The sequence below is a fragment of the Haloarchaeobius caseinilyticus genome (genome assembly GCF_051207395.1).
In the GTDB taxonomy this organism is placed as follows: domain Archaea; phylum Halobacteriota; class Halobacteria; order Halobacteriales; family Natrialbaceae; genus Haloarchaeobius.
This window is the reverse complement of sequence record NZ_JBPJZC010000001.1, coordinates 430,265-442,833: the sequence shown is the minus strand read 5'-3', so window position 1 is coordinate 442,833 and position 12,569 is coordinate 430,265. Positions and strand designations below refer to the sequence as shown.

Annotated in this window: 16 protein-coding genes; 7 read left to right on the top strand and 9 right to left on the bottom strand. The window is 64.5% G+C overall.

Features of this window, described 5'->3' with window-relative positions:
• Window positions 1-2: 2 nt before the first annotated feature.
• The 3 genes from psmA (at window position 3) to ACSC1P_RS02440 (ending at window position 2,706) form a co-directional block, all read left to right on the top strand.
• A complete protein-coding gene (psmA, locus tag ACSC1P_RS02450; RefSeq protein ID WP_435358542.1) occupies window positions 3-779 on the top strand; it encodes an archaeal proteasome endopeptidase complex subunit alpha in 777 nt (258 codons plus the stop codon).
• Window positions 780-848: 69 nt separating this feature from the next.
• Window positions 849-1,574, top strand: coding sequence for a ribosome assembly factor SBDS (locus ACSC1P_RS02445; protein ID WP_435358541.1), 726 nt, complete (start codon window positions 849-851; stop codon window positions 1,572-1,574).
• Window positions 1,575-1,662: 88 nt separating this feature from the next.
• Window positions 1,663-2,706, top strand: a complete 1,044-nt coding sequence (locus ACSC1P_RS02440) for a DUF7972 family membrane protein (protein WP_435358540.1) — start codon at window positions 1,663-1,665, stop codon at window positions 2,704-2,706.
• 9 nt (window positions 2,707-2,715) lie between these two features.
• Here ACSC1P_RS02440 and ACSC1P_RS02435 read toward each other — a convergent pair whose 3' ends face one another.
• Window positions 2,716-3,039: an FUN14 domain-containing protein gene (locus tag ACSC1P_RS02435; protein WP_435358539.1), complete on the bottom strand. Its 324-nt coding sequence runs from the start codon at window positions 3,037-3,039 to the stop codon at window positions 2,716-2,718.
• 291 nt (window positions 3,040-3,330) lie between these two features.
• On the opposite strand from ACSC1P_RS02435, the gene hflX reads away from it, so the two are divergent.
• Window positions 3,331-4,620, top strand: a complete 1,290-nt coding sequence (gene hflX / locus ACSC1P_RS02430) for a GTPase HflX (RefSeq protein WP_435358538.1) — start codon at window positions 3,331-3,333, stop codon at window positions 4,618-4,620.
• Between the two features lie 30 nt (window positions 4,621-4,650).
• On the opposite strand, the gene ACSC1P_RS02425 is transcribed toward hflX, so the two are convergent.
• The 4 genes from ACSC1P_RS02425 to ACSC1P_RS02410 form a co-directional block, all read right to left on the bottom strand.
• Window positions 4,651-5,346: a potassium channel family protein gene (locus tag ACSC1P_RS02425; protein ID WP_435358537.1), complete on the bottom strand. Its 696-nt coding sequence runs from the start codon at window positions 5,344-5,346 to the stop codon at window positions 4,651-4,653.
• A complete protein-coding gene (locus ACSC1P_RS02420) occupies window positions 5,346-6,143 on the bottom strand; it encodes a universal stress protein (RefSeq protein WP_435358536.1) in 798 nt (265 codons plus the stop codon). Before ACSC1P_RS02420 ends, ACSC1P_RS02425 begins: the two co-directional genes overlap by 1 nt.
• A gap of 282 nt (window positions 6,144-6,425) precedes the next feature.
• Window positions 6,426-6,959, bottom strand: a complete 534-nt coding sequence (gene moaC, locus ACSC1P_RS02415; RefSeq protein ID WP_435358535.1) for a cyclic pyranopterin monophosphate synthase MoaC — start codon at window positions 6,957-6,959, stop codon at window positions 6,426-6,428.
• On the bottom strand, window positions 6,956-8,392 hold the full coding sequence (locus tag ACSC1P_RS02410; RefSeq protein ID WP_435358534.1) for an NAD(P)H-hydrate dehydratase: 1,437 nt from the start codon (window positions 8,390-8,392) through the stop codon (window positions 6,956-6,958). The genes moaC and ACSC1P_RS02410 overlap by 4 nt, the downstream gene beginning before the upstream one ends.
• 345 nt (window positions 8,393-8,737) lie before the next feature.
• On the opposite strand from ACSC1P_RS02410, the gene ACSC1P_RS02405 reads away from it, so the two are divergent.
• A complete protein-coding gene (locus tag ACSC1P_RS02405) occupies window positions 8,738-9,502 on the top strand; it encodes an aldo/keto reductase (RefSeq protein WP_435358533.1) in 765 nt (254 codons plus the stop codon).
• Between the two features lie 34 nt (window positions 9,503-9,536).
• Here the strand turns inward: ACSC1P_RS02405 and ACSC1P_RS02400 are convergent, their stop codons facing one another.
• From ACSC1P_RS02400 to ACSC1P_RS02385, 4 genes are all read right to left on the bottom strand, one after another.
• Window positions 9,537-10,061, bottom strand: a complete 525-nt coding sequence (locus ACSC1P_RS02400; RefSeq protein WP_435358532.1) for a hypothetical protein — start codon at window positions 10,059-10,061, stop codon at window positions 9,537-9,539.
• Between the two features lie 51 nt (window positions 10,062-10,112).
• The gene (locus ACSC1P_RS02395) at window positions 10,113-10,397 is read right to left on the bottom strand and encodes an acylphosphatase (RefSeq protein WP_435358531.1); all 285 of its coding nucleotides are present in this window, start codon (window positions 10,395-10,397) and stop codon (window positions 10,113-10,115) included.
• Between the two features lie 121 nt (window positions 10,398-10,518).
• Window positions 10,519-10,761, bottom strand: a complete 243-nt coding sequence (locus tag ACSC1P_RS02390; protein WP_435358530.1) for a DUF8593 domain-containing protein — start codon at window positions 10,759-10,761, stop codon at window positions 10,519-10,521.
• A gap of 131 nt (window positions 10,762-10,892) precedes the next feature.
• The gene (locus ACSC1P_RS02385; protein WP_435358529.1) at window positions 10,893-11,663 is read right to left on the bottom strand and encodes a TraB/GumN family protein; all 771 of its coding nucleotides are present in this window, start codon (window positions 11,661-11,663) and stop codon (window positions 10,893-10,895) included.
• Between the two features lie 208 nt (window positions 11,664-11,871).
• Here ACSC1P_RS02385 and ACSC1P_RS02380 point away from each other — a divergent pair, with 208 nt between their 5' ends.
• Both ACSC1P_RS02380 and ACSC1P_RS02375 read left to right on the top strand, forming a co-directional pair.
• Window positions 11,872-12,294, top strand: a complete 423-nt coding sequence (locus ACSC1P_RS02380; protein WP_435358528.1) for a DUF5796 family protein — start codon at window positions 11,872-11,874, stop codon at window positions 12,292-12,294.
• On the top strand, window positions 12,294-12,536 hold the full coding sequence (locus ACSC1P_RS02375) for a DUF7508 domain-containing protein (protein WP_435358527.1): 243 nt from the start codon (window positions 12,294-12,296) through the stop codon (window positions 12,534-12,536). The genes ACSC1P_RS02380 and ACSC1P_RS02375 overlap by 1 nt, the downstream gene beginning before the upstream one ends.
• Window positions 12,537-12,569 lie beyond the last annotated feature (33 nt).

Sequence of the window (12,569 nt, the reverse complement as noted above, 5' to 3'; positions counted from 1 at the left end):
CTATGCAGGGACAAGCTTCACAGCAGGCGTACGACCGGGGAATCACCATCTTCTCCCCGGACGGGCGTCTCTACCAGGTCGAGTACGCACGGGAGGCAGTCAAGCGAGGGACCGCGAGTATCGGGGTGCGGACGCCCGAGGGCGTCGTCTTCGCCGTCGACAAGCGCATCCACTCCGAACTGATGGAGCGCGCGAGCGTCGAGAAGATACACAAAGCCGACGACCACATCGGCATCGCCAGCGCCGGCCACGTCGCCGACGCTCGCCAACTCATCGACTTCGCCCGGCGCGACGCACAGGTGAACCAGTTGCGCTACGGCGAACCCATCGGTGTCGAGACGCTGACGAAGGACGTGACCGACCACATTCAGCAGTACACGCAGGTCGGCGGCGCACGCCCCTTCGGCGTCGCACTCATCGTCGGCGGCATCGAGAACGGCGAACCCCGCCTCTACGAGACCGACCCCTCGGGCACGCCCTACGAGTGGAAGGCGCTCGCCGTCGGCGCGAACCGCAACGAGATCCAGGACCACCTCGAAGAGAACTACGACGCCGACGCCGACCTCGATGGCGGCATCGAACTCGCACTCCGCGCGCTCGCCAGCCCCCACGAGGGCCAACTCGACCCCGAGAGCGTCGGTATGGCGACCGTCGAGACGGAATCCGAATCGTTCACCACGCTCTCCGACGACACCGTCGAAGCCTACGTCACCGAGTACGACCTGCTCCCGAGCGAAGACGACGATGCGGACGAGAGCGACGCGACCGACGAAGAATAAGCCGTCCCGCCGTCCTTTCGTGGACTTTTCGGGGAACATCTTTTAAACTGTCCTGCGTTAGTTGCAGGTATGATTTCACTCGACGAAGCGGTGACTGCCCGACTCGAATCGCACGGCGCACGCTTCGAGGTACTGGTAGACCCTGACGCCGCACTCGCCATCAAGCGAGGCGAGTTCGACGGCGACCTGACGGAGGTCATCGCAGCCGAAGACGTGTTCGAGGACGCGTCTCGTGGCGACCGGCCGGCAGAAGACGATCTGGAGAAAGTCTTCGAGACGACAGACCCACTGGAGATTATCCCCGAGGTCATCAAACGCGGTGAGATCCAGATTACGGCGGACCAGCGCCGCGAGATGCAAGAACAGAAGCGCAAACAGCTGGTGAACAAAATCGCCAGAAACGCGGTCAACCCGCAGATGGACAACGCACCGCACCCGCCAGAGCGCATCGAGTCGGCGCTCGAACAGGCTGGGTTCACGGTCGACCCGATGGAGCCGGTCGAGAGTCAGGTCGACGACGCACTCGACGCGCTCCGACCGGTCATCCCCATCCGATTCGACGAGGTCACTATCGCAGTCAACATTCCAGCCGACTATGCGGGCAGTACGCAGGCACAAGTCCGAAACTACGGCGAACTCGAACGCGAAGAGTGGCAGAACGACGGGTCGTGGATCGGCGTCGTCACCTTCCCCGCCGGAATGCAAAACGACTTCTACGACATGGTCAACGACCGAACCAGCGGCACGGCGGAGACGCGAATCGTCCGCGACGAGGACGACATCAAGAGGCGTTGAAACTGCCGATTTCGGCCCGTTTCGACTCCGCTCGTCGGCGGATTTGGCTGGGGCTGTAAGTCTCTCGCCCGTGATAGTTCACGTACAGATGCCGACAGTCGACACTGCCGAGTCCGACACGACACGGGAGGCCACTCCGTCGTCGGACGACGAGGCGACGACGGGAACGGACGAATCGGGGTGGCAGGGGCTGCGTCGGTACGTCTTGCTCGGCGGCGACCGGCGAGTTCTGGTCGTCGCACTGGTTCTCACCGTGTTCGTGGCCGTCGTCGCGGCCGGCCTGGCCGGTCTCGCCGGGGTGTCGAAATCGAGTGCGGTCATCCCGGTGTTCTCTGCGACCATCACTGGCGTGTTCACCATCGTGAGCGTCGTCCTCTCTATCAACCAACTCGTCCTCTCGCGGGTGTTGGGTGCGCCGGGTGAACTCTCTGAGAAGATGGACGGCTCCATCGAGTTTCGGAAGACACTCGAAGACCGGGCGGACGTGAGTGCGACGCCGACCGACCCGGACGAGTTCACACGACTCCTCGTCGATACGATTCAGGACCGAGCGACCGCACTGGAAGATGGACTCGGTGAGGCGAGTGGTGACGCCGACGATGCCGTCCACGAGTTCGCGACCGAAATCGAGTCCTACGCCGACGGCGTCGAAGCGACGCTCGACGAGCGCGGCGAGACGACGTTCAACGTCCTCTCCGCGGTGTTGATGGACAACTACTCACAGCACATGCGACGCGCCCGTTCGCTCCGGCACGAACACGAATCGAGCCTCTCCGAAGACTCCCGGTCGGCGCTTGAAGCCATCCGGGAACTGTTTCGGACCGTCGGCGTCGCCAGACAGTATCTGAAGACGCTGTACGTCCATCAGGAACTCGCGCGACTCTCACGGTTGCTCCTCTACGTCAGCGTGCCGGCGCTGCTCGCGATGGCGCTGACGGTGTTGAGCTACGCGCTGTCGAGCGGGCCGCCGGTGTCGGGGACGACGCTGCTCGTCGTCGTCGCCGTCGCACTCGCCATCGGGTTCGCACCCTTCGCCGTCCTGTTCGCCTACGTCATCCGAATCGCGACGATTGCACGGCTCTCTGCGTCCATCGGTCCGTTCACGCCGAAAGAAGAGTCGCCAGGAAACTAAGTACCGAAACTATCCCATCTTGAAGCCGGCCATGAAGCCGCCGGTGAAGCCCGCACCGACGGACAGCGTCGAGAGGATGGGTTCGACCCAGCCCGTATCGACGTCCTGGCCGCTCTCGGCGGCTTTCAGCATCCCACCAGAGAGTTCGTCCCACTTGACAGTGATGTACCCCTTCGATTCAAGGAACTTGAACAGCGCCAGTTCGAGGCCGACGAGCACGGCGATGATCTTCGCGATTTTCTTCGCAGCGAATCCCATCACACCACCGATGGCAGCACCCGACCCAAGTTCGAGCATGAGTTCCTGCGGATTCAGCTCTAATAGCGGCAACATATGGGTAAGGGCATGTTACTCTTCGATAAGTCTTTTGGGCAGTGACGACACCGGACCGCTCTCGTCCGGTGAGACGGCCGACCTCTGGGCGCGATACGTCACCGAACGTACCAGACCAGCAAGAGATTCAAGAGGGATGGGCCGCAACGTTCGACTATGAGCCACCGTCGCAAAACTGAGGTGCAGGACCGGCACGGTTAGCACGGCCTGCCGGGCGGGCGTCGCCCCGCTCGGAGCGTGCATCGACAGCAGAGCATCCAGTGGCAACGCCGGAGGGAGACCACACACCAAATGACGGCAATCATCGCCAAACGAGTCGATACGGGAACCGCAGACACCGCCGAGATCCGCGAACTCGCACACGCCGCGGGTTACGACGTGGTGGGAGAACTCACGCAGTCGCGCCGGGCAGACCCGGGACTACAGTTCGGGGAGGGGAAAGCCGACGAACTGGCCGCACTGGCCGCCCGTGAGGGGGCAGAGGCAGTCATCTTCGACAACCGGCTGGGGCCGTACCAGATGTACAATCTGGGCCAGAAACTGCCAGAGGACTGTACGGTCATCGACCGCTTCACGCTGATTCTGGAGATTTTCGGCCAGCGGGCCCAGACCCGGAAAGCACAGTTACAGGTCGAACTCGCGGAACTACGGTACGAACTCCCGCGTGCGGAGGCGAAGACGAGCCTCGCCAAGCGCGACGAGCACCCCGGTTTCATGGGGCTCGGGGAGTACGACGAATCGCGCGAGCAGGACATCAAAGACCAGATAAGCCGCATCCGCGACGAACTGTCGCGCATCGAGCGAACCGAGGAGAACCGGCGTGAGCGTCGCCACGAAGCCGGCTTCGACCTCGTCGCGCTGGCTGGCTACACGAACGCCGGGAAGTCGACGCTGATGCGTCAACTCGCCGCGGACCTGGACGTGGACGAGAACGAGGACATCCACCCGGACCTCGACCAGACGGCCGAGTCCGAAGACCGCCTGTTCACGACGCTCGGGACGACGACGCGCCGCATGGACCTCGATGCGCGAGATGTCCTCTTGACCGACACGGTCGGGTTCGTCTCGGACCTGCCACACTGGCTGGTCGAGTCGTTCAAGTCCACGTTGGATTCGGTGTATCGGGCCGACCTCGTCTTGCTCGTCGTCGACGTGTCCGAACCGGTCGACGACATCCGCGAGAAACTCGTCACGAGTCACGACACGCTGTACGAGCGCAACGAAGCGCCCATCGTCACCGTGTTGAACAAGGTCGACAAGGTCGACGAGTCCGAACTCGCGGAGAAGCAGGCTGCCCTGTCGGCGCTCGCGCCGAACCCGGTCATCGTCTCCGGGCGTGACGGCCTGCACATCGACGAGCTACACGAGCGCATCGTCGGCGAACTCCCGGACTGGGAGCGTGAGCGACTCGTCCTGCCGATGACCGACGACACGATGAGCGTCGTCTCGTGGATTCACGACCAGGGGAACGTCTTCGAGGTGAACTACGGTGACGAGGACGTACTCATCGACTTCGAGGCCCGCCCGTCGGTCGTCCAGCAGGCGCGGTCGAAAGCGGGTGAACTGTCACCTGCCGCGTAGTGCGTACAGCGTCGAACTGACCCCGGGTGCTCAGAGGAACCCGCTCGACTCTCGTTCTATCTTCGTATCCGCCCCGAACGTGGCGAGTACGTCCGGTGCGAAGCCGCGCTCCGAGAACACGGCGACGTAGTCTCCGTGTCGAATCGTCGTGTCGCCTTTCGGGGTGTGGACCTCGCCGTCGCGTTCGACGGCGACGACCAGTGTGTCGTCGAGCAAGCCGTCGGCGTCGGCCGCTGAGAGCGTACGACCAACGATTGGTGCGTCTTCGGTGACGGTGACTTCGAACACTTCGGCTTCTTCGGCGAGGTGCATCCAGTCGACGACAGAGGGTCGCTGGACCGCACGAAAGAGGTGTTCGGAGATGAGTCGCTGGGGGTTCTCGATGACGTCGGCACCGGCGCGCCGGAACAGCGACATGTGCTCGGTGTCGTGGACGACGGACACCCGGGACGGGACACCGAACTCGTCGGCGAGCAGCATCACCATGATGTTTGTCGCGTCGGACTGCGTGGTCGAGATGACTGCATCGGCGCGGTCGGCTCCGGCTTCTTCGAGCGTCGCCGCTTCGGTCGCGTCGTCTTGGAGGACCAGACAGTCGAAGTTGCGGGAAGTGTCTTCGGCGACCACTTCGTCTTCCTCGACGACGACGACCTCGTGCCCGCTCGACGTGGCCATGTCGACGACTGGCTGGCCGATGTTGCCCGCGCCGACGACGATGACGTACATCAGTGGGTACCCCCGTGAGGACCGAGCGCGTCGTCGCCGTCGCCCCAGACCGTCAGTGCGAGCGTGTCGCTCTCTTCGCGGAGCCGTTCACTCGTCGAACCGAAGGCGAAGCGTCTGAGACCGCCGTGTGTCGGGCCACCGATGACGAACGCGTCGAAGTCCGGTGCGAGGTCGAGCAACGCGTCGGTCGGGTCGCCAGCGACGGTGCGCGTCTCGACGGCGCAGTCGTCAGCACGCGCTGCGGCCGAGTCGAGGAGCGCCCTTCCAGCCGAGTCGTCGCCGACGTGGACCAGCGTGACTGTGGCGTCGGTAGCCCGAGAGAGAGCGACGGCGGTGTCGACGACGGCCCCACTGTGCGGCCCAGTGCCGACCGCGGCGAGGACGGACTCGCTCCGGCCGAGTGCCGGGTCGTTCGGCGCGAGAACGACGGTCGAGTCGCTGGACGCCGCGATTGATTCGGCCACGTCCGCGCCGAGTTCCGTCGGGACGACGGTTATTCCAGGGGCTTCCGATTCCACAGCGGATTCGAGTGCGTCGGTCGGCGTCTCGGCGTCGACCGTGTGCCACCTGACGGTCGCGTCGGCGGCGAGTCGATTGGCGTGCAACGCGTCGGAAGCGACGTGTCGACGCGTCTCCCCCGGGACGACCTCGTCGTCGGTGCGATTCGTGACCGCGACGATGGTCGGCCCGTATCCCTCGGGCAGGCCGCCGCCAGCGAGTTCCGCAGCCAGCAGGACGATGCCGTCGGTGAGAGAACCGTTCGTTCGGACCAGCAGTGCGTGATGCGAGTGAGACATGTGTCGAACGCCGTGTCTACCGGCGGCGCCATTCGCCACTGAATCCGCCAACAGATAAAAATCAATCGTATGATTTCGGAGTGCGCAATTCTGATGGTGAAAAATTATTTATCCACCAATCTCGTTACCTCGGACAGGGAAGGCGTCGCTCGCGGTCTGTACCTCTGCCCCGAGCGTCGAGCAGACCTTCCCTGCTGGCCTCGGCTCCAGCGCGTCGCGCCCCCATCGCGGATTCGAGCCTCCCGCGCGGGGCGCGACGCGGAATCGTTAGGCTGTCCGTCGTTACGCAGTCCGTTTCTCCTTCTGGACGACGTGAACGTCCTCGATTCGCGTATCCGGGTACTGTCCGTCGTCGTCCTTTTCCGCGGCTTTGACCATGTCCCAGACGACGTTCAGGCCCGTGGTCACGCCTTCGAGTGCCTCCATCTCACAACCGGTCTTGCCGGTCGTCTCGACGCCGACCTGGAGCGTAACCGAGTCGTCGTCGACCGCGAAGTCGGTATCCACGTTCGTCACCGGAATCTGGTGACACATGGGGATGGTCTCCCACGTGTGCTTGACCGCCTGAATCGCGCCGATTCTGGCCGTCGCCAGCACGTCGCCTTTCGCCACTTCGTTCTCGCGAATCGCCGTCACGGTCGACGGCTGGAGGCGAATGGTCCCCTCGGCGACTGCTCGTCGCTTCGAGTCAGGCTTGCTGCCAACGTCGACCATCTGTGCCTCACCGGACTCGTCGACGTGTGTGAGGTCGTCCGCGGCGTTCTCTGGTGGCGTCTCTTCGGTCGGTCTCGCTTCATCCGGGCTCTCGTCGCTCATCGGTCGTCACCCCACATCGCGTGCGGAATCGCATCCAGCAAGTCGGACGCGAGCAGGCCGTACCCTTGCGCTGCGACCACCGCATCACCTGCCTTCCCGTTCACGTGCGCCGCCACGCCGCCAGCCGTCACCGCGTCCTGTGTACTCACCAGTGCGCCACAGATGCCCGCCAGCACGTCGCCGGTGCCGCCCACGGTCATGCCCGGGTTCCCGGTTCGGTTCACCCGCGTCGTCTCGCCGTCGGAGACGATATCGTACGGCCCCTTGACGAGCAGCGTGTGCCCGAGGTCGGCCGCGAACGATTCGACCAGCTCTTTTCGCTCGCGCCAACCGTCGGCCGTCTCGCCGCCCATCGCGGCGAGTTCGCCCTGATGCGGCGTACAGAGCAGTGTCGCTTCGGTGTCCGCGTCAGGGACCGCACGAAGCGCGTCAGCGTCGACGACCGCTCGGCCGTCGAAGGCCGTGAGGAACTCCCGGACAGCCTCCAGCGTTCCCTCCGCCCGACCGAGGCCCGGCCCGACCACGACGCAGTCGGCGTCGGTCGCCCGGTCGAGCAACTCGTCGACGTGTTTCGGGCGGAGCATCTCGCCGGCGAGTCCGTGGACGATGAGTCCTTCCTCGAAGCCCGCCACTTCGCTGGCGACGTTCTCCGGGCAGGCGACGTGGACGAGGTCCGCCCCGGCCCGCATCGCTGCCTGTCCGGCGAGTGCGGGTGCGCCGGTGTACGGCCCGCCGCCGACGACCAGCACCTCGCCGAAGTCGCCCTTGTGCGCCATCGGGTCGCGGCCGAGGACACGCAGGTCGCCCGCTTCGACGAACAGTTCGGCCGTCGCGGGGATGCCGATGTCTGCGACGGTCACGTCGGCCGCGAGGGCGGCCAGTCCGGGCTTCTCGTCGTGGAAGGTGACGACGTGGTCGGCCATGACTGCGACACCGTCGGCCTCCCCAGTGTCGGCGTCGATACCAGAGGGAACGTCGACCGAGACGACCGTCGCTGCGGACTCGTTTATCGCTTCGGCGGCGGTCGCCTCGGGCTCGCGGAGCGCGCCCGTCACGCCAGTGCCGAGCATCGCGTCGACTACGATGTCGCACTCGGGAAGTTCGACATCCGCCGAGTCGCGCACCTCGCGTGTCTCGTACTCGGACTCCTGCAAGGCGTCCCAGTTCTCGCGGGCGATGTCGGTCGTGATGGTCTCCTCGCGCCCGAGCAAGAGCGTCTCCGTCTCGAACTCGTCGAGGAATCGCACCGCGACGAAGGCGTCGCCGCCGTTGTTCCCCCGGCCCGCGACGACCACGATTCGGTCGCCGGGGTCGGCGTGCTCGCGGACGACGCGGGCCAGCGCGTGCCCGCTCGACTCCATGAGCTGCTTGCGGGGCACGCCGAGGGCCTCGGCGTTCTCGTCGACCTGTGCCATTCGGTCGCTCGTAATCATGGCAGCAGCTTCGACCGGTGGCAGGTAAAGACTGGTGTCGGGACTGGCAAAAACTGGCTGGCGAAAGGGTCGTTGCAGTCACTCTGGCGCGCGCTGGCGAGCGTGGCTGAACGAAGTGAAGCCCGCGAGGTGTAGTCGCGCGAGGGATGACGAACCCGACGAAGTCGGGTGAGGAATCGGATGGGGAGGGTGTGGATGCGGACATGTTACACCGGCATTCGAGAACTGCTCGTCGCCACCAGTCACGTGAAACCGCGATTCCAGACGTAGGGAACCCGAAGTACAACCGACGAACACACGACGTAGTCACACAAGAATTTCGTACTCGCACCCGAGTACCCATTCATGAACCTCCCGACAGTCGGTCTCGGCACGATGGGCATCGGCGACCCGGACGCCATCGCGAGCGCACTCGACGCCGGCTACCGCCACCTCGACACCGCACAGATTTACGAGAACGAAGCCGTCGTCGGTGCGGGCATCGAGCAAAGCAAAATCTCCCGAGACGACGTGTTCCTCGCCACGAAAGTGTGGGCGACGAACCTCGCGCCCGAAGACGTACGCGAGAGCACGGAAGCCAGCCTCGACAGACTCGGCGTCGACTCGGTCGACCTGCTGTACGTCCACCGACCCATCGAGGCCTACGATCCCGAAAAGACGCTCCAAGCGTTCGACGCGCTGGTCGACGACGGCCTGACGAACCACGTCGGCGTCTCGAACTTCACGCGGGAGGAACTGGCAGAGGCGCGCGAGCACCTCGACGCGCCCATCTTCGCCCACCAAGTCGAGTACCACCCGTTCTTCCAGACGCCCGAGTTACTCGCCGACAACCGCGCGAACGACGAGCGAGTCGTCGCGTACTCGCCACTGGCGCAGGGGAAGGTCTTCGACGACTCGGTCTTGCAGGACATCGCCGACGCACACGACAGCACGCCTGCGGCGGTCGCTATCGCGTGGCTCTGTCAGAAAGAGGGCGTCGTGACGATTCCGAAGGCGGGCAGCCGCGAGCACCAGACGAGCAATCTCGCGGCGGCGGACCTCGCACTCACCGATGCCGAGTGCGAGCGAATCGACGCACTGGACCGTGGCGAAGAGTTGTTCCCCGAGTAATCGTCTGCCACCTCGGCCCGACCTCGGGAGGCAGTCAGTACACCGTGGTCAACCGGTCTGCCTGATAACTGTTCGTGAGCCAGTCGAGCAGTCCTGCGACCTGGCGAATGGTGACGAAGTTGTTCGACTCGGCGACGCCGCTTTCTACGTCGTAGGTCACGCCGTCGTCGGTGACGAGCACGGCGAGTCCCTTGTGGAGGTTCGGTTCGGCGTCGAAGCAGGCCGTCTTCACCGCCCGTAGTTCATCGTGCATGCCCTGCCACTTTCCAGCCTCCTCGTGGAGGCCGTCGAGCACGCGCTGTTTGACCGCGGTTGCGTCGACCGCGGTCGGGACGAACGCCGCCGGGTGGCCGAAGTCCGACGCCCCGAAGAACAGCAGGTGGCCGTCGAACTCGCTCGCGTGCGTTCGACAGACGGCCGCGATGGCGTCCACGTCGAGCGGCGGAAACTCGTCTGCGTCCTGCAAGGTCTCGAAGCCACGTCGACGAAGGTCGGCCTGTTCGGAGAGCGTCTCGCGATAGCGGTCGTTTAGGGCAGTGATGGACTGGTCGTCGCTCATACTGCTCGCTTCTGGACGGACCGGCAAATGACTACTGCCGGCGCAACACGGCTACCGGCGAACACGAAAGTCGATTTCATCTTCCGGTTCCTCGTACTCGACCTCGACCGAGTCGACACGAGCGGCCGGGCTGCCATCGTGACACCACTCGACCATCTCCTCGACCGTCTCCTCTTGTCCTTCGAAGACGGCTTCGACGCGGCCGTCGTCGAGGTTTCTGACCCAGCCCTCGACGCCGAGGTCGTCGGCGGTGTCACGGGTGTTCGCCCGGTAGTAGACGCCCTGTACCCGGCCGGTGACGTAGACGTGTGCGCGAACGCGGTCGTCGGTCGCCATAGCTGGTGGTTCGGCCATGGCCGTGAAAAACCTCCCGTCGACACGGTTCGTCTAGCGGTGGGACTGGCCAAGAAATTGATAGAAAAATATAATAGACGAGTAGTGTCGGGAGGCGAACTGTTTACGCGCTGTGCGAGAGTTTGATTTCGTCGTCGGTGATGTCTTGGACAGCGTCGTGCTTGAGCTCGAACGTGTCTTTGTGCTCGTCCGTCCAGCCGAGTTTCTTTCGCATGCCTTTCGAGAGTGTCGACTCCGGCTTGATGTACGCGCTCTCTCCGGCGACGTTCTCCACGTGACCAATCATGTCGCCATCGCTAGAGACTACTTTCTTCCCCTTGTCGTTGTCTTCGAAATTTCGGACCATATGTGTGTGTGGTGGATGCACCCGCTCTTGGACTATCTGTCCGGCGAGTGCCCATCGAAAGCGACTCTCCCCACCAGCATATAACTAATACTTGATAATTCTGTTGGTGTTTCAACAGTTCCCTCAGCGGGTCAACAGTCGCCGGCACGCAGTCGCGCAGCGACCGCGTCAAGGTGTTCGAGTCCGACCACTGCGACGACAGCACCGTGGTCGGTTCGCAGACTGCTGAGGTGTCTCGCCATCGTCTTCTCGCGTGCCGTGTCGAGGACGGATATCGGCAGCGGCGTCTCGGTGGCCTGGCGTAGCGCCCGGTTGCGGGCGACGAACCGCTGCTCGTCGTCGGCCTGCACTGCCGGCGGGTCTGTGGCCGAGCAGTCGTGGTCGATGTGTTGGACTGTCTGCTCCATCGAGACGAGTCCCATGGGACCGGCAGTCGCCGCGACACGACACTGGAGCGCGTGGCGAGAGAGGTCGTACACGTCTCGGGCGACCCGTCGTGCAATCGGCTCTGGCGCTTCTTCGTCGCGCAGTTCACCGACGACGGTTCGGAGGAACGACCGCGTCGGTGCGTCGATGCCGACGACGCTCGCATCTGGTCCCATCGCCTGGATGGCCGCGCTCATCTCACCGCCGCGGCTCGGTGGTGTTCGGTCGTCTGTCGCGTACCGTTCGAACAGCGGTATCGCGAGCGGTGCGAGTTCGAGCGCGACCACGTCGGGGACGAATCGCTCGATGACGTACTGGACACGGTGAACGCTCGCGGGATGGTCGTGGACCACACCGAGGAGGGCGACCTGCCCGTCGGTGTCCGTCTCGGGAACGACCCGAACGTGGTCCGGGTTCACTCGTGGGTCGTCGACACTATCGAAGTCAAGCCTCTCGTCGTCGCTGTGTTCGGCCATTCTGGGGGGAAGGCGCGACCGGTCGTCGCGTCGGGATTACCACTCGTAGCGTGGACGAGGGCATAACGTTGTCGGCCGGTGTGACTCTCTAGCAAACACGGGGAACGACCGGGTGAATCGACAGAGACGGCGGCCAACCGACACGGTACGACGAGTCGTTTCGGGGCGCTTCGGGGCGCTTTTCCCATCTCGCGTCCAACCTCCGTCCATGTCGAGTCAACGGCGCAACGTCGCACCCAGTACGCTGGGCGTCGAGTTGCAAGAGGGTGGGGTCGCCGTCGAGTACACGGACGGCCGCGAGGTGTTCTACCACGGCGTCCCCGAGGCGAAAGAGGGCAGCGTCGAGTGCCCGCCGGGCAAGCACGTGCAGGTCCTCGTGACCGACCCGACCGAAACCGAGGGTGTCCTGGTCTACGTGAACGACCGCAAGACCGACGACGACATCCTCGAATCGACCGGCGTGGGCCGCCTCCTGCTCGGCCAGCACGAGGAGGAGGAACTGTTCCCCGGCGTCGTCGTGAAGAACGGTGCGTACCGCGTGACCGTCGAAGCCGACCCCGAGACGGCCCGCGGTCGCGTGTTCGTCTTCGCCGAGGACGAGATGAGCGAACACTCGTTCGAAATCGTCTGATGCCGCTTCGGAAACGCTGGCACGACCTCGACCGGTCGGTCCTCCGAGACGTGCCGGACCGACTGGGCGTGTACGAACTCGGCAATGCAGACGGAACCGTCGTCGAGGTCGGTCACGGCGTCCTGCGCGACGAACTCAAAGACGCGCTCTCGTACGGCACTGGCGAGAAGGTCCGGTGGCAGACGACCCAGACCCGCGAGCAGGCGGCGACACTGGCCGACGAACACCGCGCGAAGCTGTAACACGTCTACGAGGTGTCGATTCTTCTGGTCCAC

Coding starts and splice junctions, on each gene's coding strand:
- ACSC1P_RS02395 (WP_435358531.1), bottom strand. CDS start 10,397: ATGGCGACCGACGACCGCGTTCGCGCACACGTCTACGTCACCGGCCGG.
- ACSC1P_RS02445 (WP_435358541.1), top strand. CDS start 849: ATGATTTCACTCGACGAAGCGGTGACTGCCCGACTCGAATCGCACGGC.
- psmA (WP_435358542.1), top strand. CDS start 3: ATGCAGGGACAAGCTTCACAGCAGGCGTACGACCGGGGAATCACCATC.
- ACSC1P_RS02435 (WP_435358539.1), bottom strand. CDS start 3,039: ATGTTGCCGCTATTAGAGCTGAATCCGCAGGAACTCATGCTCGAACTT.
- ACSC1P_RS02440 (WP_435358540.1), top strand. CDS start 1,663: ATGCCGACAGTCGACACTGCCGAGTCCGACACGACACGGGAGGCCACT.
- ACSC1P_RS02425 (WP_435358537.1), bottom strand. CDS start 5,346: ATGTACGTCATCGTCGTCGGCGCGGGCAACATCGGCCAGCCAGTCGTC.
- hflX (WP_435358538.1), top strand. CDS start 3,331: ATGACGGCAATCATCGCCAAACGAGTCGATACGGGAACCGCAGACACC.
- moaC (WP_435358535.1), bottom strand. CDS start 6,959: ATGAGCGACGAGAGCCCGGATGAAGCGAGACCGACCGAAGAGACGCCA.
- ACSC1P_RS02410 (WP_435358534.1), bottom strand. CDS start 8,392: ATGATTACGAGCGACCGAATGGCACAGGTCGACGAGAACGCCGAGGCC.
- ACSC1P_RS02380 (WP_435358528.1), top strand. CDS start 11,872: ATGTCGAGTCAACGGCGCAACGTCGCACCCAGTACGCTGGGCGTCGAG.
- ACSC1P_RS02375 (WP_435358527.1), top strand. CDS start 12,294: ATGCCGCTTCGGAAACGCTGGCACGACCTCGACCGGTCGGTCCTCCGA.
- ACSC1P_RS02420 (WP_435358536.1), bottom strand. CDS start 6,143: ATGTCTCACTCGCATCACGCACTGCTGGTCCGAACGAACGGTTCTCTC.
- ACSC1P_RS02390 (WP_435358530.1), bottom strand. CDS start 10,761: ATGGTCCGAAATTTCGAAGACAACGACAAGGGGAAGAAAGTAGTCTCT.
- ACSC1P_RS02400 (WP_435358532.1), bottom strand. CDS start 10,061: ATGAGCGACGACCAGTCCATCACTGCCCTAAACGACCGCTATCGCGAG.
- ACSC1P_RS02385 (WP_435358529.1), bottom strand. CDS start 11,663: ATGGCCGAACACAGCGACGACGAGAGGCTTGACTTCGATAGTGTCGAC.
- ACSC1P_RS02405 (WP_435358533.1), top strand. CDS start 8,738: ATGAACCTCCCGACAGTCGGTCTCGGCACGATGGGCATCGGCGACCCG.